The organism is uncultured Flavobacterium sp. (assembly GCF_951805225.1).
Taxonomy (GTDB): domain Bacteria; phylum Bacteroidota; class Bacteroidia; order Flavobacteriales; family Flavobacteriaceae; genus Flavobacterium.
In genome coordinates, this window is sequence record NZ_OX638201.1 from 1,489,715 (window position 1) to 1,510,996 (window position 21,282).

Genomic DNA, 21,282 nt, shown 5'->3' on the forward strand with positions numbered 1-21,282 from the left:
ATTGTCCTAGCCCTGATGGGAACGGCATCCTTTTATGGTGGGGTTCACCATAAAAGATATAGTGGACAGCAGGAAATAGCTCCTAAAACTTATTCTTCGAAATCTTAATTTATAGCAATAAAAAAAGGTTCAACTTGACGTTGAACCTTTTTTACGAATTAATAATTACTGCTGAATTATTTATTTTTTAACCTTTTTTACTTTTTTGGTTTTATAGTATTTGTGGTATTTAGGATACGTTAATACTCCAATTAATGTAATTGTTCCTAATGAATAATAAACCCAGCTTAATGAATGTGCTTCTCCGCTTGCGTAAGAGTGAAGTCCAACTAAGTGGAAGTTTACTCCATAATACGTGAATAAAATCGACACAAAAGCATACATTGTCATTAAATTGAAGAACCATTTTCCTCTTAAAGACGGAACAAAACGAGCGTGAATTACAAATGCGTAAACCATAATCGAGATTAAAGCCCAAGTTTCTTTTGGATCCCATCCCCAGTAACGTCCCCAGCTTTCGTTTGCCCATTGTCCTCCTAAGAAGTTACCAATAGTTAACATAATCAAACCAATTGTAATTGACATTTCGTTGATGTAAGTAATCTCTTTGATGTTTAGGTCCATTTTGGCTTTGTTTTTCTCATTGGTAAAGAAAATCAATATCAGAGCCACAAAACCTAAAATCATTCCAAGTGCAGTTGGTCCGTAACTTGCTACAATAACGGCAACGTGAATCATTAACCAATATGAATTTAAAACTGGTTGTAAATTTGCAATTTCAGGATCGATCCAGTTTGCGTTTGCTGCCATGAAAATCATCGCTGTTACAAATGCTGCAGATGCAACGGTAAGTTTTGATTTTCTATCAAAAGCCAATCCGAAGAACATTGTTGACCATGCAACATATACAATTGCTTCGTAAGCGTTACTCCATGGCGCGTGTCCAGAAATGTACCAACGTGCAATTAATGTTATTGTATGAAGTACGAATATTAAACCTATTAATATGTGGAAACCATTTACAGTGATTCTCAACCATTTTTTATCGAAAAATATACTGAAAAGTGTAAAAATCAACATGAAGATTCCTGAAAGAGAATACCAGTAAAACATTTTTGGTAAAATATTATAGGTATTATAAGCAATCTCAAGATCGATTTTTTGCTCACTTGGACGTACTTTATTTCCGAATTTCTTCTGGAAACCGTTGATACTTTCTACTAATTGATCTGCGGTTTTAAAATCTTTAGAAATAGCTCCATTGTTTAAAGCGCTAAAATATAAAGGTAAAATTTGTTTGACATAAGTAGAATCCATGCCTTTTAATCCTGCATGATCTAATTCCATGTATGAAATCCATTTGTTGTTTGGATCATTTGGAATTGGGAAGATTCTCAAAATACTTCCGCTTAATGCAGATTCCATTAAGTTTACTTTTTTATCTGCTTCGATAAAATCTTTCTCGAAACTATTTGGATTTCCTGCTTTATAAGCAGAATCTAAATAAGGAGCAAGTTTATAATTTCCGTTTTCATCAAAGAATTTTACAAAAGGTGCGAATTTCATTCCTTTTTCAATACCAATGATTTTACGAATACTATCATCTTTTGTATTAAGATAAATAATAGGAACTTGTATCCAAACCTGAGCATATTGCGTCATTGACAAAAATACCTGATCAGAATTCATTCCGTTATAAGTATCGCTTTGACTTACTTTACGAAGCAATTCAGATGAAAAAGTATTGATTGGCTTCATTCTACCTCCGGCGTCCTGAATAATCAAACGTCCAAATTTAGCTGCGTGCGCTTCCGGTGCTTTATAAATAGAAAGTAAAGAATCTAATTGTTTTTGACTTGGTGGAGCCGTTACGTGATTTGCGTGATCATTAGGATCTGTTGAATGATTGTGATCGTGTCCAGGTGTATGAACGTGAGGCGCTTGTGCAAAACCACTCAAACCAATCATTAAAACCAAAATGGTAATTAATTTTTCTTTTTTCTTTTTTACAACGTCTAATTTGCGTTTTAAATCTCCGAAACGAGAGTGTTTTGTAAACATAATTGCCATTAATCCAAAAAACAACATAAAATATCCTAAATAAGTGATAGAAGTTCCCCACCAATCGTGGTTTACAGATAATACAGTTCCTTTTTCGTCCGGATCAAATGAAGATTGAAAAAATCTGTATCCTTTATGGTCTAATACGTGGTTCATGTAAATACGGGCGTCAAAAGTTTCTGAAGAATCCTGAACGGTTACTTTACTTTCAAAAGAAGAATAACTTTTCTCAGTTCCCGGATATTTTGTAGCGATAAAATCGTTTAGTTTTACTTTAAAAGGCAGGATATAAGCTTTACTTCCGTAGAATAAACTATATTCTATATTTCCAATTTTTACGGTTTGAGGCTCGCCTACGCTTCCTTTTGAACCAAGAAGTCTTACTTCTTTTTCTTGTCCTTCAGCTTTAACTTTTACAATTAAAGCATCATGATGAGATTTTGCTTTATAATCGTTATTTGATTCATAATCAACAATTCCTCTTACTGCAGGATCTGGAAAAACGATTCTAATATCGCCAATACTGTACAAAGAACGCATCATAAGCGGTTGCACATTATCTTTGGTTACAGCACCTTTTAATTTATCTGCCATTCGCATAAATTCTCCTTCAAAAGGAGTTTGAATGGTATATTTTTCGCCAGTTGTATTGATATTAATTGCTCCGGCCGTTTGCTTGTTTAATGCAAATAAAACATTGTGAATGTTTTGAACTTCACCTTCTTTCAGGAAATGTTCTTCACGTCCGCCGGCGCCAGCTTCAACCAATTTTAGGTATAAAGTCCCGTTTGGACTTGGTTTTATAGTTTCCTTCGCTCCCATTATATAGTTAACATAAGTAACTTCAAAAGGAGTTTCGTCAAATTTACCTGAAAGTGTAAAATCGTTATTTGTTACTGGCGAAAACAATAGATTTTTTTCAAAAACTCTACGTTTCATTTCGCCTTTGTATTCTCCATCTGCAAAAACAGTTAGGAATGTTTTATCTGAAAAAATTTGATTTTCGGCAGCACCTTCACGAATTGGCATCATACCTTCGTAGCTTATATAACGTGTAACAAAAGCTCCTATAAGAATGAAAATAAAAGCAATATGAAGCAATAAAGTTGCCCATTTTTCTTTTTTATGTAGTTGGTAACGTTTGATGTTTCCGAAGAAATTGATCAGGAAAAAGACCATTATAGCCTCAAACCACCATGTATTGTAAATTAAAATTCGGGCTGTATCTGTATTGTATTTACTTTCGATAAAAGTTCCAATACCCATTGCGATCGCAAATGTTAAAAAAAGAACAGACATTAAGCGTGTAGAAAACAAAAAAGAGAATATTTTTTTATCCATTTTTAAGGAATTACATTGTATAAAAGTGGCACAAAAGTACTTAAAAATGTTGAGTTTCAATATTTGTCGTTTGTTAATAAAAACTAAAAAAGGAACATTTCTTGAGAATAAATTTAACAATTCACAAGAATATATTTACAAATAAAATAGAATCAAACAATCGCTTTGTTTGTGAATTATTTTTTATATGTTTGTGTAATCGATTACAATATCATTTTATTGTTTTTGAAGCCTTGTTATTGAATTGTTAATGAAAATCAAAGCTACAAAATATCATTACTAAAGCTATTAAGACCAAATAATGAAACTAAAAACCACATCAACCAACCTTTTTTACCTCATTTTGACCCTTTTACTTATTAGTTGGTCAAAAGATATGATTGCTCAAAATTCAAAAGATATTTATGCAGGAATTGAATTTAAAATGTCTAAAATCAAAGAACCTGTAATTCCTAAAAACACGGTAAATATAAAAGATTTTGGTGCTGTAAATGGTGGTTATGTTTTAAATACAAAGGCTTTCGCCGATGCAATTGCTGCAGTTTCAAAAAAAGGCGGCGGAAAAGTGATTATTCCTCCAGGAATCTGGCTTACAGGACCAATTATCTTGAAAAGTAATCTTGAATTGCATGCCGAAACTGGCGCTTTAATAAAATTTTCGACAGATAAAACTTTATATCCTATTATAGAAACCAGTTTTGAAGGTTTAAATACCTGGCGTTGCATCTCTCCTATTTACGGAAAGAATTTAGAAAATATTGCTTTTACAGGAAATGGCGTTTGGGATGGTTCCGGTGAAGCTTGGCGTCAGGTCAAAAAAAATAAACTGACTGAAGAACAATGGAAAAAATTCGTTGCTTCAGGTGGAGTTCTTAACGATAAAAAAGATTCCTGGTATCCATCTGAGCAATATTTAAAAGGTTCTAAAGGTGCAGATCAAAACATTCGATTAGATCTAAAAACCAAAGAAGATTTTGAAGCAATTCACGATTTCCTTCGTCCGGTTTTGGTAAGTATTCAAAATAGTAAAAGAGTATTATTTGACGGACCGGTTTTTCAAAATTCGCCTGCATGGAATATTCATCCTTTGATGATTGAAGATTTAATTGTTCGAAATATCACCGTTAGAAATCCTTGGTATTCACAAAATGGAGATGGTTTGGATGTAGAATCCTGCAAAAATGTAATTATCGAAAATTCTAGTTTTGACGTTGGCGATGATGCAATTTGTATTAAATCAGGAAAAGACAAAGATGGACGTGATCGTAATATTCCATGCGAAAATATTATCGTAAGAAATAATATTGTTTATCACGGACATGGAGGCGTAACGGTTGGAAGTGAAATGTCCGGAGGCGTAAGAAATCTGCATGTTTCAAATTGTACTTTTATGGGGACTGATGTTGGTTTACGCTTTAAAAGTACGCGTGGACGTGGCGGAATTGTAGAAAACATTTATATATCGGATATTTTTATGACTGATATTCCATCTCAGGCAATTTCGTTTGACCTTTATTATGGTGGAAAATCTATTGCAGAAACTTTAGCGGAAGGCGGAAATAAAATTAATACTAAAATAGTTCCGGTAAATGAAGAAACGCCTCATTTTAAGAATATTTCGATCAAAAATATTACAATAAAAGGCGCTTATCAAGCTGTTTTTCTACAAGGTTTACCAGAAATGAATCTTAAAAACATCGAAATTTCCAATTTAATTGCAAAAGCAGAAAATGGTTTTTCGATTATTGATGCTGACGGAATTAAACTTAGTAATATTAAATTAGACATCGAGAAACCAACCGTTTTTGAAATCTATAACGGAAAAAATATGTCTTTTAAAAACATTGAATTCAATTCGGTTTCAGATAAAGCAATTTCGATTAATGGAGAAGTTTCTAAAAATATCGAGTTTACTTCTTCTCCAAAATTAGATTTTTCGAAAATTACAACGATTAATGAAGTTGTCCCGAAAGATGCTGTAAAATTCTAAACAAATAATAATCAATAATCTAAATCCGTTGTTTTCAATTATAAAAATTAATTGGTTACAACGGATTTTTAATTTCAATAAAATCTAAAGTCAAAATCGTATCAAAAAGAGATTCTGAGCGAATGACAAACGAATCAAAAGCAATAGACATTAAAAAAATAATGCTAATTTTGCGCTATGACTCGAATAACGATAATTGGTTCCGGAAATGTCGCGCAACATTTGATAAAAGCTTTCACTAAAAGTGAACTTATTGAAATTGTTCAGGTTTTTTCGAGAAAAAAAGAGGCTTTGTCTTCTATAATTGATTACAATAAAATTGTAAATGATTTTGAGGAATTAATTGAAGCTGATTTATATATTATCGCGGTTTCGGACAAAGCTATTTCTGAAGTTTCTTCTAATTTACCTTTTCAAAACCGAATCGTGGTTCATACTTCGGGAGCGGCTTCGCTTGATGTTTTAGATCCAAAAAACAGAAAAGGCGTTTTTTATCCGCTTCAAACATTTTCTAAAAAGAAAGAGATTGATTTTTCAACTATTCCGATGTGTTTGGAAGCCGAAAATACATTTGATTTTCGCGTTTTAGAAACTGTTGCAAAAAGTATTTCGAGTGCTGTTTATCCTATAAATTCTGATCAAAGGAAAGCTTTGCACGTTGCCGCCGTTTTTGTAAACAATTTTTCGAATCACTTATATCAAATTGGACAAGAAATTTGTAACGAACATCAGGTTCCGTTTGAAGTTTTGAAACCTTTAATTCAGGAAACTGCGGAAAAAATCAAAACTCTCGATCCAATTGATGCTCAAACCGGTCCTGCAAAACGCAAAGATTCTAACACAATTGAAGCGCATTTGGAATACTTATCGAATGAAAATCAAAAGAATATTTATAAAATACTAACACAATCTATACAGAATAATGGCAAAACATTTTAAAGAGATAATGAACGACATCACAACTTTTGTTTTTGATGTAGATGGCGTACTTACAGACAGTTCCGTTTTTGTAACCAATGAAGGAGAAATGCTTCGTACGATGAATATTCGTGATGGTTATGCAATGAAAGCGGCTGTTGAAAGTGGTTTTAATGTTTGCATTATTTCTGGCGGAAGCAACGAAGGCGTTCGCATTAGACTTCGTAATTTAGGAATCAACGATATTCATTTAGGAGTTCCTGACAAGGTTGCGACTTTTAAGGAATACACAGAAACTTACAATATTAAACCAGAGCAAGTGTTATATATGGGAGATGATATTCCTGATTTTCATGTTATGAAATTAGTAGGATTACCAACTTGCCCGCAAGATTCAAGTCCTGAAATCAAGAATATTTGCCGTTATGTTTCGCATGTAAAAGGAGGAAAAGGTGCCGCGCGTGACGTTATCGAGCAAGTAATGAAAGTACAAGGAAAATGGATGGAACATTTTAGTGGGAAACACGATTGATAATTGTGAATTGTTAATTGTGAATTATTAATTATTTGTGATAATTTTTAATCGTAATACTATCTTTGTCAAAGTTTTAAACTTTGACAAAGATTCTCAAAAAAACCTTAGAACCTTAGCCTCTTAGAACCTCAGAACCTAAAGAAAAAATGAAATTCCTCAAACTCATTCGTTATCAAAATTTACTGATGCTTGCTTTTATGCAGGTTTTGTTTCGTTATGCTTTTTTAAAACAGCAAAATATTCCTTTGGCGCTATCTGATATTCAGTATGGATTATTGGTTTTAAGCACTGTTTTATTGGCTGCAGCGGGTTATGTAATCAATAATATATATGATGTTGCAACGGACACAATAAATAAACCTCAGGATGTTGTAATTGGCAAAGGAATATCTGAAACTGCGGCCTATAATATCTATTTTGGATTGAATATTACCGGAGTTGCGATAGGTTTTTATTTATCGAATGTTATTTTGAGACCTGGTTTTGCAACAATCTTTATTCTGATTGCTTCAATGCTTTATTTTTATTCTACAACATTAAAACAAATTATGATTGTAGGTAATGTTGTCGTGGCATTAACGCTTGCTTTGAGTGTTATTATCATTGGAGTTTTTGATATTTTCCCTGCAATCAATGCTGAAAATAAACCGCAAATGGCAAGTTTATTTTCGATCCTGACGGATTATGCTTTGTTTGCTTTTATGATTAATTTCATACGCGAAATAGTTAAAGATATTGAAGATGTAGATGGAGATTATAATCAAGGAATGAATACATTACCAATTGCAATTGGTAAAGACCGTGCAGCGAAAATTGCATTAGGATTTGCTATAATTCCGTTTATTTTGTGCTTGCTTTATATCAATACCTATTTCTTTAAAAACAATCTTATTTTTGTTACTCTTTATACTTTTGCTTTTGTTTTAGCGCCGTTATTATACTTTATAGTTAAAATATTTGGAGCAAAAACTCAAAAAGAATTTCATCATTTGAGTACGGTTTTAAAACTGATTTTGTTTTTCGGAATTTTATCAATTCTGGTTATCACCTTAAATATTCATTACAATGCTTAAAGAAAAACTAAAAAAATATACCATAATTCTTGCATCGGGATCACCAAGAAGACAACAATTCTTTAAGGACTTAAATCTTGATTTTGAAATCAGATTAAAAGATATCGAAGAAATATATCCGCCGGAATTAAAAGCGGTAGAAATCACCGATTATTTAGCCGAATTAAAAGCAAGTGCGTTTGAAGGTGAACTAAAAGAAAGCGAAATCCTGGTAACAAGCGATACGATTGTTTGGCACAACGATAAAGCTTTAGGAAAGCCAAAAAATGCAGATGAAGCTTTTGCAATGATCAAATCAATGTCGAATGCGACACACGATGTAATTACTTCTGTTTGCTTTAAAACAAGCACTACTTCTACCCTTTTGCATGATATTACAAAAGTTACTTTTAATGATTTGTCTGACGAAGCAATTTTATATTATATCGAAAACTACAAACCTTATGATAAAGCCGGCGCTTATGGAATTCAGGAATGGTTTGGTTTTATGGCAGTTGCAAAAGTCGAAGGTTCTTACACCAATGTTATGGGATTGCCTACGGCTAAAGTTTACGAATATTTGAGTACTTTAGTGTAAAAATTTATTTATGTTTTCTTTTAAAGAATATAGCGAGGAAATTCTAAGCACCATAATTGTCTTAATTGCTTTGGTCGCGTTAAGAATTATTATTGCAAAATTAATCCGACGCTACGCAAGTTCAAGTCAGTTATTAGAACATCGAACCAATTTGGTAATCAAGTACATTCATATCCTTATGAATATACTCGTTACGATTAGTCTGATTGTAATTTGGGGCGTTGAAACTAAGGATATTTTCATTACAGTTTCATCAATTGCAACCGTTATTGGTGTTGCAATGTTTGCGCAATGGTCCATTTTGAGCAATATTACTTCGGGAATGATTTTGTTCTTTTCATTTCCTTTTAGAATTGGAGATACAATCAAAATTCACGACAAAGATTTTCCTATCGAAGCTGAAATCGAAGATATTAGCGCTTTCCATGTCAATCTGAAAACAAAAGAAGGCGAAAGAATTATTTTTCCAAACAATTTATTATTGCAAAAAGGCATTTCGATTATGCCGTCACACTACGAAGACAAAGAGTTTTTTGACTAAAACATTTGAATGGGAATTTTATAAACTATAAGAAAAAAGCTAAAACATTATTACTGAAATAAAGTATAATATTTGCTTAACCAAAATTATAGTTTTACAAAAACTCCATAAAAATGATTCAGCCAATTAAGTTGCCATTCTATGCAAAAATTGCATGCATACTAATAAGTTTAATTTCTTTTGCCTATATATTTTGTATCGCAAAAGATATCATTACGCCAGTTTTAATGGCCTTTTTGTTTGCTGTTTTATTGCTTCCGGTATTTACTTTTCTAAAAACAAAATTGAAATTCCCAAGGCATCTTGCCGCGATTTGCTGTGTTTTGCTTTTTGCTGCCTTTATCATCGGAATATTAGTTTTTATATCCTATGAAGTTACGGATATGGCAAATGATTTTGATACTATAAAAAAGAACGCAAATGCTTTTATAACGGATATTCATAAGTTTATTAAAGACAATTTTCACGTAAGTATTGGTGAACAGAAAAAATATCTGGATAATGTCACAAAAGATTCTGTTCAGAATGGGAAAGCTACAATAGGTTCTGCAATTGTTTCTATTACAGATTTGCTTTTGGATTGTACAATTATTCCAATTTATACCTTTCTGTTTTTATTGTATAAAGATCATTTCGTGCTTTTTCTTGCCAAATTGATCGACAAAGAAAATCATAGCACTTTAAAAGGTATTTTGTCTCAAATCAAAGTTTCGATAAACAATTATATCGTAGGTTTAATTTTTGAAATGGCTGTTGTATCGGTATTAACGAGTTTGGGGCTTTGGATTATTGGTATTAAATATTTTATTCTGTTAGGATTAATAACCGGAATTCTAAACGTGATTCCATATATCGGAATCTTAATCGCGGGAGTTATTACTGTTTTAGCTTCTTTAACAGGATCTGCCGAAACATCTATTATTCTGGGAATTCTTATCGTAAATATTATTGTTCAATTAATCGATAATAATCTAATTGTGCCCTTAATTATCAATTCTAAAGTAGAAATTAATGCTTTTGTATCAATTATTGGAATTATAATTGGCGGTGCTGCCGCAGGAATTTCGGGAATGTTTTTGGCTATTCCACTTTTAGCGATCTTAAAAATTATTTTTGACAGAATAGAATCACTGGAACCGTGGGGTTATGTTATGGGAAATCATATGCCTAAAAAATTTACATGGAGAATCAGGAAAGTTAAAGCTGAGAATTAAAAATTAACTCATTTGCTAAATTTAAGCTTATAATTTTCTTACCTTGATCTAAGAATCATTTGTAAGCCAGTCAAAAATCATCTAAATGTTTGTGAACAGAAAAATAGTTGTTTTTATTATCTTATGCTTTTGCTTACAAGGTACTTATGCTCAGGTTAAAACCGAGAAGAAAGACAGTACTGATATTTATAAAAAAATACGTAATTATTCGAAAAAGAATAAATTTACTCAAAATCTTCACAAACTTTTTTTCAGAACAAATAAACCCAAAAAAAAGGAAGAACTTCTTATTACGGATACAACGGATTACAGCGGGAAAATTATCCGAAACATTAATATAGTTACGCTCGATCCTTTTGGTCATTCTATTACAGATACTACTCAGGTTCCTAAAAACTGGGGAGAAAGAACGGGAAACCGATTGCATTTGAAAACTAAAAAAATAGCAATTTATAATCTTCTTTTATTCAAAAGAAACACGCCTTATAATGCTTATAAAGTACAGGAATCTGAACGTTTGATTCGTGCCCAAAAATATGTGACCGCCGTTAGAATTTCGAATAAACTGGCAAGCAAGGAATCTGATTCTGTAGATGTTACTATTCGGGTTTTAGATTCGTGGAGTACAATTCCTAAGTTTTCAATATCAAGCAATCAGGTTTCATTTGGAGTAAAAGAAAAAGACTTTTTTGGTTCAGGGCAACAACTTGAATATCGATTTACGAATAGATTTAGTGACGGCCAAAATGCCAATGAAGCCACTTATACGATTCCAAATATAAAAAACACGTATATCAAAACCATTTTGAATTATAAAATGGATTTGGATAATAACTATAGCAAAAGTATTAATGTAGAGCGTGATTTCTATTCTCCTTTAACCAAATGGGGAGGCGGAGTTTTTGTGGGACAAAATTTTAGAAGAGACAGTTTACAAGCACCAGATTTAACGTATGCATTTCAACCTTTTAAATATAATTTTCAGGATTTATGGGCAGGAAAAGCGTCAAAAGTTTTTGAAGATGATTCAAACGGAATCACAAATTTGATTGTTTCCGGAAGGTTTTTAAATGTAAATTATACCGAAACTCCTTCGGAACTTTATGATCCAACGCATTTTTATTCGGATGAAAAACTCATTTTAAGCGGAATTGGAATCAATACTCGTAAATTTATCAAAGACAGTTATATTTTTAGAAATGGCCAAACGGAAGACGTTCCCGTTGGACGGATTTACGGCATTACATTAGGTTATCAGTACAAAAATATGATGTGGAGGCCTTATTTTGGCGCACAGTTTTCATTTGGAAATTATTATAAATGGGGATTTTTAAGTACCAATTTCGAAGCAGGAACTTTTCTTCATGATTCAAAAACATATCAGACTGCTTTTCTATTCGAATCAAATTATTTTACAAAGCTCTTTACAATAGGAAGATGGAAATTGAGACAGTTCGTTAATCCTGAAATAGTTATAGGTGTAAATCGTGAAAATATTATTGGAGATCAGCTTAATATAAATGAACAAAATGGTTTGGCTGGTTTTAATAGTGCCATTTACGGAACTAATAAAATGGTTTTGTCTTTACAAACCCAAACCTACTCGCCTTATTCTGTATTAGGATTTCGTATGAATCCGTTTTTTAATTATTCGATTGCAGTATTAGGGAGTCCAAATAATGCGATGGCGCGAAACAAAGGATATTCAAAAGTGACAATAGGATTATTAATCAGTAATGACTATTTAGTATTTAGTTCCTTTCAGCTTTCGTTGTCATATTACCCGACAATTCCGTTTCAGGGAGATAATGTATTTAAAACCAATACATTTGAAACTACTGATTTTGGTTTGCAAAGTTTTGAGCTGGCTAAGCCAAGAATTGTTGAATATAAATAACAGAAAAAAAATATCTTTTTTTTTCTAAATTCTACACTTTTCAAAACTCATTAAAAATCAAAATATTACATAAATATTAGCGAATTATCACTCGTTAAAAAGCATCATTTATCCGACGAAATGCATTTGGTTTTAATTTTTGGCACAGTATATGAATATTACCAAACAGAACAAATTAAAACTAAAAAAAATGAAAACAATAAAAATAGCAATCGTTGGATTATTCCTTTTGGTTGCAAGTGCCACACAAGCTCAGGTATCAATAAACGTTAATATAGGAACTCCTCCGGCTTGGGGTCCTGAAGGTTATGCAGAAATGGAATATTACTATTTGCCGGACATTGAAGCTTATTATGATGTTAGAGCTTCTCAGTTTATTTATTTTGGAGGAGGAAGATGGGTTAGAACAACTTATTTACCAAGACAATATAGAAACTATGATTTGTACGGAGGTTATAAAGTAGTTTTGAATGATTATCACGGTAGAACTCCTTACACTTATTTTGATCGTCACAGAGTAAAATACTATAAAGGATATCACGGAGCACCACAAAGATGTTACAGACCAAGACCGGTAGCGTATGGTTATAATGATCGTCGTGATGATCGTAGAGATTACAAACATTATGATAAAAGACGTTATGACAAACACGATAGACACGACAGACATGATGATGATCACGATCACGATGAACACCGTGGACACGGAAGACGTTAATATAATTGCTAAATAACTAATTTTCAGCACAAAAGAGTATCAATAATTTGATACTCTTTTTTTATGCACGCATAATACTTTGATTATGCGTTAATTTATTGAGTATTCTTTAAATATATACTAATAAATTAACAATTAGTTAAACTATTCTTAATCATTACCTTATTTTAATATAAATATGTCGTATCTTTGCAAAAAATATAAGCACAGATAGAATATGAAAAAGAGAGTTTATTTATTTTCGTTAGTAGCAATGTCACTTTTTACATTTTGTACTAATAATGACGAATCCAATACGGATACGCAGGCAAAAGACAATAATATTCAAATTAACAACGATGTTACTTCTTTGAATAAAAGACTGGATTATACCAATTCAGGAGTAATTTCGATTGCAAATTCATCAACTTCAAAATTATTACGCAGTGAAGCTGCAACAGATGCTTTGCCATTAGTGCAAATCGCCGAAGTAAATCCGCCAAAAGATAGTAACGGAAGAACTTTGCAAGCAAATCACGTAGCTGTAAATGGTAATTTTGCATATGTTGCTTATACAATGATGGGCGAAGTTTATTCAGGAGCGATCGATGTTATTGATGTTTCTGATCCTTATAAGCCTAAATTAATTACATCTGCATTAATTGCAAATACAGATATTACATCACTTACCTACTCAAACGGAAGCTTGATTATTGGTGCTGCAACAGATATTGATAAAAAACCGGAATTGACAAATCCTTCAATTGTTATAACAATGCAATTGAGTTCAGGTTTGCTTACGGATAACTATACAATCACAAATCTTGAAGGAAAAGTAACTACAGATGTTGCTGCAAATTCAAGCTCTTATTTTGCCGTAACCGGAGATCAGGGAAGTTTATTCAAAATAAACAGCTCGTCTAAAGTTGTTTCAGGAAAAGTAACTGTAGAAGATTTACGTTCTGTAGCAATTAGCGGAGACAAAATTGTTACGCTAAGCGGAACAAAAGGTGTAAATATCTATAACGAATCTACTCTTTCTTTGCAAAAAAGCTTTACAACTTCTACAGATGTTAGCGCTGCAAAAAGAACAATGGATTTTGATGGTACAAAATTATTAGTTTCTGAAGGATATAATGGTTTAGGGGTTTATGATATCAATAGCGGTTCTAAACTTCAAAGTATTCCATTGGCAACTCCAGGCGAAGACAATGTTACAAATGCAGTTTCTGTAAACGATGGATATACATTTGTTGCAAATGGTGCAGCGGGTTTAAATGTTTATAAAACAGGTTCTCAGCTAAGTTTATTAGGAACAGTTGGTATTGTAGGTTCATCAAACTATGTGAAATCTAGTGGCGATTATATCTATGTTGCAAGTGGAAAAGGTGGTTTGAAAATCATTAAAATGGAAAAACCAAACACTACTTTTGCTGGTTGTTCTGGATACGGAACTTATAATCAAGGTCAAAACCTGATTTTAAATTCAAATGAAATTAAATCATATTCAGGTTCTACGGCAATTAATTCGGCAATGATAAATTCAGGTGCAGTTTTAACACATTGTGGTTCAATTACAATACAAAATGGTGTAACTTTAAACAGTGGAGGAACTTTCAATATGAGAGGAACCATGGCTCAAGGAAAATACCAACAACAAAATCCAACAGAATTAATCATAAATAGTAATGCCTTATTGCAAATTGAAGGTACTGTAGTAATTTGGGGAGATTTGAGATTAAATAGTGGTGCGAAAATCAATTTTATTGGTAACGATTCGTCTATTACTATTTACGGAAAAGTAACCAAAAACAGCAATGTAACTATTACAGGAAACTATAAAGACACAGAGAACAAATTGAAATAGTTTCTGTAATCCTAGGAAATACCGCTTGATTTAATTTTTATTAAATCAAATTATCTTAAAGCTGTCAGATTTGATCTGGCAGCTTTTTTTTTGAATCGTTTTTCTTAAAAAAGCTAATCAATAACCAAACATTAACATTTCATTTAAATACTGTTCAAAGATATAATTACTACTTTTGAAGCTCTTTCAAAACATTTAACTACGCTATGCGAAAAATTCAAATACAAATTCTTCTTATTTTTCTAACAGGAATTTCCTTTTCTTTTGCACAACAACCACAAAAACCAAGTTCTGTAGAAATTTACAATCAAATCAAAAAATTAAATTTTTTAGGTTCTGTTTTGTATTTGGCAGCACATCCAGACGACGAGAATACCCGTTTAATCTCGTATATGGCAAACGAAATGAATGCAAGAACCGGATATTTGTCTTTGACACGCGGCGATGGAGGTCAAAATTTAATTGGTCCGCAATTGCGCGAATTACTTGGCGTAATAAGAACTCAGGAATTAATCGAAGCCAGAAAAATTGATGGCGGAGAACAGTTTTTTTCGCGTGCCAATGATTTTGGTTATTCTAAAAATCCAGATGAAACTTTGGAAATTTGGGATAAAGACAAAGTTCTTTCTGATGTGGTTTGGACTATTCGAAAATTTCAGCCAGACGTAATTATAAACCGTTTTGATCATCGGTCGCCGGGAACAACACACGGACATCATACGTCATCGGCAATGTTGAGTGTCGAAAGTTTTAAGCTTACAAACGATCCTAAAATATATCCGGAACAATTAAAATATGTAAAACCGTGGCAAGTAAAACGTACATTTTTTAATCCTTCATGGTGGTTTTACGGAAGTCAGGAAAAATTTGACGCTGCTGATAAATCAAAATTTACAAGATTAGAAACAGGTGTTTATTATACCGGAATTGGAAAATCAAATCAGGAAATTGCTGCTTTAAGCCGTAGTCGCCATCAATCGCAAGGTTTTGGAAGTACCGGAGCTCGTGGTCAGGAAACTGAATATCTTGAACTTATAAAAGGAGAAAATCCTATTGACCGTGATAATTTATTTGACGGAATCGACACTTCATGGAATCGTGTTAAAAACGGAAAACCTATTGGTGATTTAATTACAAAAATTATTTCTAAATATGATTTTAGCAATCCATCTGCAAGTATTCCTGATTTAGTAAAAGTCTATTCAATGATTGAAGCTTTAGACGATGATCATTGGAAACCTCTAAAAGCTGCTGCCGTAAAAAATATAATTGCATCGTGTTCAGGATTATATCTTGAAGCTGCTGCCTCTGAACAAGAAGCAACTCCCGGAAGTACCATTAAAGTAAGTATTGAAGCAATCAATAGATCGCCTGTAGAAATGCAATTGATCAACGTAACTTCATTACCGGACAATAAGAATACAGCTCAAAATATTGCGCTAAAAAATAATAACGATCAAAGATTAACGCTTAATATTCAAATTCCTGAGAATATCGAATATACGCAACCTTATTGGCTAAAAGAAAAAGCAACCGTTGGAATGTATACCGTTTCAAATCAGGAAAACATTGGAATACCGGATATTATAAGACAAGTAAAAGTTGTTTTTAATGTAAAAATAAGTGGAATCGAAATTCCGTTTGAGCGCACAGTTGTTTACAAATATAATGATGGTGTAAAAGGTGAAATGTATAATTTTCTGGATATAGTTCCAGAAGTTACAACATCAGTTCTGGAGAAAGTGCTAATATTTGGAACTACCAAAAGTAAAATGGTTCCTGTAAAAGTTCGTGCCGGAAAAGACGGAATTAAAGGAAACTTACAATTAGAATTGCCAAAAAGCTGGGATGTTTCACCAAAAGAAATTCCGTTTACATTAGAGAAAAAAGGAAATGAGCAAATCTTTTATTTTGAAGTTACACCGCCCGTAAATCCTGAAGAAGTTGTTGCAAAAAGCATTGCAATTGTAGACAATAAACGTTTTGATAAAGACCAGACTATTATCGATTATCCGCATATTACCAAACAGATGGTTTTGAAACCTGCCGAATCAAAATGCATTAGAATTGATCTAAAAACAAACGGAGATGCAATTGCTTATATTATGGGCGCAGGCGACGAAGTTCCGGAAAGTTTAGCGCAAATGGGTTATAAAGTTTCAATTATAAAACCAGAAGAAATCACGCCTGAGAAATTAGATTCTTTTAATGTAGTAATTACCGGAGTTCGCGCTTATAATACCGTAAATGCTTTGGCAAACAAACAAAACATACTTTTTAATTTTGTAAAAAGCGGTAAAAACATGATCGTGCAATACAATACTCCCGGTAAAACCGTAACCGAGCAAATTGCACCATATTCATTAAAAATCTCAAATGATCGTGTAACCGAAGAAAATGCAAAAGTTACTTTTCTGGCGCCAAATCATCCAATTTTGAATGTGCCGAATAAAATTAGCACCAAAGATTTTGAAGGCTGGAAACAAGAACAAGGTTTATATTATCCAGATCAATACGATCCTGCCTTCACTCCTATTCTATCGTCGCATGACAAAGGAGAATCGCCTAAAGATGGAGCATTATTGGTAGCGCCATATGGAAAAGGATACTATATTTACACCGGTTTAAGCTTTTTTAGAGAATTACCAGAAGGAGTTGCAGGTGCCTATAGACTATTGTCTAACATGATTTCCTTAAAGCAGCCAATAGAAGCTCCAAAACCAGAATTAAAGAAATAAAACATTCACAATGGAAGCTAAAAAAGTAAAAAAATGGAAAAAAAGCTACACTTATGTTTTGGTAGCTAATGCAATTTACATTTTGATTTTTTTCTTAATCATGCAATTATACTCATAACTTATGCAACTATTTGATTGGATCGTACTAATTGTTACACTTTTATTTATTGTTGGGTACGGTTCCTGGAAAACCAAAGGAAGTAAAAATGTCGAAGATTTTATCCTAGGCAACAACGAAACACCTTGGTATACCGTAGGACTTTCGGTAATGGCCACACAAGCCAGCGCAATTACATTTCTTTCAACACCGGGACAAGCTTATCACGACGGTATGGGTTTTGTGCAATTCTATTTTGGATTGCCAATTGCTATGATTGTTATTTGCTTGACTTTTATACCATTATATCACAAAAATAAAGTATTTACGGCATACGAATTTCTGGAAAAGCGATTTGATTTAAAAACACGTTCACTCGCAGCAATTCTATTTTTGGTACAAAGAGGTTTAGGAACCGGATTAACCATTTATGCTCCGGCCATTATTTTATCAGCACTTTTGGGTTGGAATTTAACCTTGATGAACATCATGATTGGTGTTCTCGTGATTATATACACCTTTTCAGGCGGAACAAAAGCCGTAAACGTAACGCAAAAACAACAAATGTTTGTGATTATGTCCGGAATGTTCATCACCTTTTTCCTGATTTTACACTACTTACCAAACGATATGACTTTTACAAGCGCATTGCATATTGCTGGTGCAAATGATAAAATGAACATCGTGGATTTCTCTTTTGATCCCGAAGAAAAATATACTTTTTGGAGCGGAATCACCGGAGGTTTTTTCCTTGCCCTCGCCTATTTTGGAACCGATCAATCACAAGTTGGTCGTTATTTATCCGGAAAATCAGTTCGCGAAAGCCAAATGGGATTAATAATGAACGGACTTTTAAAAGTGCCAATGCAATTCTTTATTCTGTTAACCGGAGTTATGGTTTTTGTGTTTTTTCAATTCAATCCAGTTCCTTTGAATTTTAATCCGAATAATAAAATTGTCATTGAAAAATCGGCTTATAAAGAAGAATATCACGCTTTAGAAAAGAAATTAAGCACGCTTTCAGAAGACAAAAAAGTAATAAACTTATTGTATATCGATCAGTTGAATCAGGATTTTGACAATCCAATTTTGCGAAAAGAATTGGTTACTTTATCCAATAAAGAAAAAGATTTACGTGATCGCGCCAAAGAAATTATTCTAAAAGCCGATAGTACAAGCGAAACGAATGATAAAGATTATGTGTTCTTTCACTTTATTCTGCATTATTTACCAAAAGGACTTATTGGTTTATTATTGGCGGTAATTCTTTCGGCAGCAATGTCGTCAACTGCTTCGGGATTAAATGCTCTTGCTTCTACAACTGCAATTGATATTTATAAACGAAATCTGAAAACCGAAAAATCAGAGAAACATTATCTAAATGCGACAAAATTCTTCACTTTATTCTGGGGAGTTGTAGCAATACTTTTTGCTTGCGTCGGAACCTTATTTGAGAATTTAATTCAGTTAGTAAATATCATTGGATCTATTTTCTACGGAACCGTTTTGGGAATCTTCCTCGTTGGATTTTACCTGCGTCGCGTAAAAGCAAAAGCGATGTTTTATAGCGCTATTATAAGCCAGACAACCATTTTTGTAATCTACTATTTCATGATTTACAAAGAAGAAAAACTAGGTTATTTATGGCTGAATTTTATTGGAGCAATGTTAACTATTGTTCTTGCTTTGCTAATGCAAGTTGCGTTTTTCAAAAATGAACCGGATTCTGAGGAAGTTGTTTTAGAGTAATCGATAAACTAATAATTTATTAAAATTGTTTTATAGCTGTAAAATAAATGAAGGAAATCTTTCTGTTTAAATCTTTTATTCTAATAATAATTATAAGAGGATTTATTGTTGTTTTACATGAACTTGGGCACGCAATTCCTGCTATTCTGCTAAGTCGAAAGAAAGTTTCAATTTATATAGGTTCGTATGGCGATTCTGAAAAAAGTTTTAATTTCAGAATTGGCTTATTAGACGTTTGGCTAAATTATAAAATGATGTCTTGGAAAAACGGTTTATGTATTCCATCTACACAAGATATGTCAATAAACAGACAAATTGTTTACATAATATCAGGACCTATATTTTCTTTTATATTGTCTTCTATATTTCTTTATTTAACATTGTCAATGGATCTGAGTGATTCTTATTTGCATTTTGCGGTAATTTTTTTCTTTATGGCAATATTTGATTTATTTAGAAATTTAATCCCAAATAAAAATCCCATCTTCCTATATAATGGAGAAACAACATATAATGATGGTTATTCGTTAGTTAGACTTTTTAAGTTTCGAACTTTTAAAAATGAATTCGAACAAGCTATCGATTTATACAATAAGAAAGAATATCAAAAAGCTGCTATCCTTTTCGATTTCTTAATTAAATCAAATATTACAGATGCTACTATTTATCGACTAGCTATTTTCGTAAATATCACAATTAAAAATTTTGAAAGAGCTAAAATAATATTTGATGAATCATTAAAAGAATTCAAATTAACTTTGACTTCAGATGATTATTCGAATGGAGGTCTTATTTATAGTAGACTAGACTTAAATGAAGAATCTTTGGGATTTTACGATAAATCACTTGAATTAAACCCAAAGAACATTTATTCTTTAAATAATAAAGGATTTACATTAATAATATTGAATAGATTTTTGGATGCAATTCCTCTTTTTGATAAAGCTTTAGAAAATGACGAACTTTTTGCGTATTCATATAACAATAGAGGTCTTTGTAAAATCAAAACAGGAAATCCGACTGAAGGTTTACTAGATATTGAAAAATCACTAAAACTTGATGAAAATAATTCATATGCTTATCGAAATTTAGGTATTTATCATTTTGATAATAACGAAATTAATAAGGCTAGAGAACTATTCTTAAAATCTAAAGAATTAGATTCCGATACGTATAAGATTGATGAATTAATTTTATCAACTGAAGGGTTTTAGTTTTTTTATAATTCATCTATTGAATGTTTGTAATAAAAAGTACTTTTTAAAATAGTAAATTAAAGTTTTAATGAAAAACGTTTTATGCATTCTGTTTTTACTAAATCTAAGCTTTTCCTATTCGCAATTTGCAATTGTTAAGGATTCTGATGGTTATGTTAATGTCCGAAGTTCGCGAGAAATAGCTAATAATATTTCGGACAAACTAGATAATGGATTTATAATTTATTATTTTGAACCAAAAGAAAATTGGGCAAATATTAATTATAAAAAAAACGGAAAAGAATTAAACGGATATATTTATAAAGGCAAAATTAAATTCATAGGCGATTTTACAAATATTCCTTTAAAATTAAATCAAGTCACAGAAGTTTTATTTGATAGTCCAAATGTGAAAGTTAAAATAACCGAAAGTCCTTTCGTTAAAGAGAAGCATAAATTACAATTTATAAAAGAAGATTCAGATATCCTTAAAAAAATTGATAATTTAGATTTTTTAGGAACGGACGGAGAAATACCTAAAAGACAATATAAAAGTATAGAAGTTCAAATAAATAATATAAAAGTCCCGATACCAAATGAGGCTTTAAAAAATCTATACGAACCCAGTTTATCCGACTCTAAAATAAATTATGATAAAATAAATGATATCTTATACATCCAATCTTCAAATGGTGATGGTGCCGGAGGTTATGAGATTATCTGGGTTATTGAAAAAAAGAAATATAAGAATAGAATTGAAATGTCCGCATTTTAAAATTTTCGTATGACTA

Annotated in this window: 15 protein-coding genes; 14 read left to right on the forward strand and 1 reads right to left on the reverse strand. The window is 32.0% G+C overall.

Going from position 1 to position 21,282, the window contains the following annotated elements:
- Nucleotides 1-180 precede the first annotated feature (180 nt).
- Entirely contained in the window at nucleotides 181-3,402 is a 3,222-nt protein-coding gene (gene ccsA, locus WN975_RS06410; RefSeq protein WP_337965772.1) for a cytochrome c biogenesis protein CcsA, read from the reverse strand.
- Between the two features lie 301 nt (nucleotides 3,403-3,703).
- Here ccsA and WN975_RS06415 point away from each other — a divergent pair, with 301 nt between their 5' ends.
- The 14 genes from WN975_RS06415 to WN975_RS06480 all read left to right on the forward strand — a co-directional run bounded on the left by WN975_RS06415 (nucleotide 3,704) and on the right by WN975_RS06480 (nucleotide 21,266).
- Nucleotides 3,704-5,392 carry a glycoside hydrolase family 28 protein gene (locus WN975_RS06415; protein WP_337965773.1) on the forward strand — a complete coding sequence of 563 codons (1,689 nt, stop codon included), beginning with the start codon at nucleotides 3,704-3,706 and terminating at the stop codon, nucleotides 5,390-5,392.
- Between the two features lie 177 nt (nucleotides 5,393-5,569).
- Nucleotides 5,570-6,331: a DUF2520 domain-containing protein gene (locus WN975_RS06420; protein WP_337965774.1), complete on the forward strand. Its 762-nt coding sequence runs from the start codon at nucleotides 5,570-5,572 to the stop codon at nucleotides 6,329-6,331.
- Nucleotides 6,315-6,842 carry an HAD-IIIA family hydrolase gene (locus tag WN975_RS06425; protein ID WP_099712548.1) on the forward strand — a complete coding sequence of 176 codons (528 nt, stop codon included), beginning with the start codon at nucleotides 6,315-6,317 and terminating at the stop codon, nucleotides 6,840-6,842. The genes WN975_RS06420 and WN975_RS06425 overlap by 17 nt, the downstream gene beginning before the upstream one ends.
- A 149-nt stretch (nucleotides 6,843-6,991) precedes the next feature.
- On the forward strand, nucleotides 6,992-7,918 hold the full coding sequence (locus WN975_RS06430; RefSeq protein WP_337965775.1) for a geranylgeranylglycerol-phosphate geranylgeranyltransferase: 927 nt from the start codon (nucleotides 6,992-6,994) through the stop codon (nucleotides 7,916-7,918).
- Nucleotides 7,911-8,495 carry a Maf-like protein gene (locus WN975_RS06435; RefSeq protein WP_337965776.1) on the forward strand — a complete coding sequence of 195 codons (585 nt, stop codon included), beginning with the start codon at nucleotides 7,911-7,913 and terminating at the stop codon, nucleotides 8,493-8,495. Before WN975_RS06430 ends, WN975_RS06435 begins: the two co-directional genes overlap by 8 nt.
- 10 nt (nucleotides 8,496-8,505) lie before the next feature.
- Nucleotides 8,506-9,036: a mechanosensitive ion channel family protein gene (locus WN975_RS06440; RefSeq protein WP_337965777.1), complete on the forward strand. Its 531-nt coding sequence runs from the start codon at nucleotides 8,506-8,508 to the stop codon at nucleotides 9,034-9,036.
- A gap of 113 nt (nucleotides 9,037-9,149) precedes the next feature.
- Nucleotides 9,150-10,250: an AI-2E family transporter gene (locus WN975_RS06445; protein WP_337965778.1), complete on the forward strand. Its 1,101-nt coding sequence runs from the start codon at nucleotides 9,150-9,152 to the stop codon at nucleotides 10,248-10,250.
- A gap of 85 nt (nucleotides 10,251-10,335) precedes the next feature.
- The gene (locus WN975_RS06450) at nucleotides 10,336-12,147 is read left to right on the forward strand and encodes a hypothetical protein (RefSeq protein ID WP_337965779.1); all 1,812 of its coding nucleotides are present in this window, start codon (nucleotides 10,336-10,338) and stop codon (nucleotides 12,145-12,147) included.
- A gap of 190 nt (nucleotides 12,148-12,337) precedes the next feature.
- Complete coding sequence (locus WN975_RS06455) at nucleotides 12,338-12,865, forward strand: hypothetical protein (protein ID WP_337965780.1); 528 nt, start codon at nucleotides 12,338-12,340, stop codon at nucleotides 12,863-12,865.
- Nucleotides 12,866-13,082: 217 nt separating this feature from the next.
- Nucleotides 13,083-14,711: a hypothetical protein gene (locus WN975_RS06460; RefSeq protein WP_337965781.1), complete on the forward strand. Its 1,629-nt coding sequence runs from the start codon at nucleotides 13,083-13,085 to the stop codon at nucleotides 14,709-14,711.
- Between the two features lie 206 nt (nucleotides 14,712-14,917).
- Nucleotides 14,918-17,449 (forward strand): PIG-L family deacetylase, encoded by a 2,532-nt coding sequence (locus WN975_RS06465; RefSeq protein WP_337965782.1) that lies wholly within the window; start codon nucleotides 14,918-14,920, stop codon nucleotides 17,447-17,449.
- Nucleotides 17,450-17,570: 121 nt separating this feature from the next.
- Nucleotides 17,571-19,295 carry a sodium:solute symporter gene (locus tag WN975_RS06470; protein WP_337965783.1) on the forward strand — a complete coding sequence of 575 codons (1,725 nt, stop codon included), beginning with the start codon at nucleotides 17,571-17,573 and terminating at the stop codon, nucleotides 19,293-19,295.
- A 47-nt stretch (nucleotides 19,296-19,342) separates the two neighbouring features.
- Nucleotides 19,343-20,509, forward strand: a complete 1,167-nt coding sequence (locus tag WN975_RS06475) for a tetratricopeptide repeat protein (protein ID WP_337965784.1) — start codon at nucleotides 19,343-19,345, stop codon at nucleotides 20,507-20,509.
- Nucleotides 20,510-20,579: 70 nt separating this feature from the next.
- A complete protein-coding gene (locus WN975_RS06480) occupies nucleotides 20,580-21,266 on the forward strand; it encodes a hypothetical protein (RefSeq protein ID WP_337965785.1) in 687 nt (228 codons plus the stop codon).
- The last annotated feature ends 16 nt before the right edge of the window (nucleotides 21,267-21,282 follow it).

Coding starts and splice junctions, on each gene's coding strand:
- ccsA (WP_337965772.1), bottom strand. CDS start 3,402: ATGGATAAAAAAATATTCTCTTTTTTGTTTTCTACACGCTTAATGTCT.
- WN975_RS06475 (WP_337965784.1), top strand. CDS start 19,343: ATGAAGGAAATCTTTCTGTTTAAATCTTTTATTCTAATAATAATTATA.
- WN975_RS06425 (WP_099712548.1), top strand. CDS start 6,315: ATGGCAAAACATTTTAAAGAGATAATGAACGACATCACAACTTTTGTT.
- WN975_RS06445 (WP_337965778.1), top strand. CDS start 9,150: ATGATTCAGCCAATTAAGTTGCCATTCTATGCAAAAATTGCATGCATA.
- WN975_RS06430 (WP_337965775.1), top strand. CDS start 6,992: ATGAAATTCCTCAAACTCATTCGTTATCAAAATTTACTGATGCTTGCT.
- WN975_RS06455 (WP_337965780.1), top strand. CDS start 12,338: ATGAAAACAATAAAAATAGCAATCGTTGGATTATTCCTTTTGGTTGCA.
- WN975_RS06460 (WP_337965781.1), top strand. CDS start 13,083: ATGAAAAAGAGAGTTTATTTATTTTCGTTAGTAGCAATGTCACTTTTT.
- WN975_RS06480 (WP_337965785.1), top strand. CDS start 20,580: ATGAAAAACGTTTTATGCATTCTGTTTTTACTAAATCTAAGCTTTTCC.
- WN975_RS06435 (WP_337965776.1), top strand. CDS start 7,911: ATGCTTAAAGAAAAACTAAAAAAATATACCATAATTCTTGCATCGGGA.
- WN975_RS06420 (WP_337965774.1), top strand. CDS start 5,570: ATGACTCGAATAACGATAATTGGTTCCGGAAATGTCGCGCAACATTTG.
- WN975_RS06465 (WP_337965782.1), top strand. CDS start 14,918: ATGCGAAAAATTCAAATACAAATTCTTCTTATTTTTCTAACAGGAATT.
- WN975_RS06450 (WP_337965779.1), top strand. CDS start 10,336: ATGTTTGTGAACAGAAAAATAGTTGTTTTTATTATCTTATGCTTTTGC.
- WN975_RS06440 (WP_337965777.1), top strand. CDS start 8,506: ATGTTTTCTTTTAAAGAATATAGCGAGGAAATTCTAAGCACCATAATT.
- WN975_RS06415 (WP_337965773.1), top strand. CDS start 3,704: ATGAAACTAAAAACCACATCAACCAACCTTTTTTACCTCATTTTGACC.
- WN975_RS06470 (WP_337965783.1), top strand. CDS start 17,571: ATGCAACTATTTGATTGGATCGTACTAATTGTTACACTTTTATTTATT.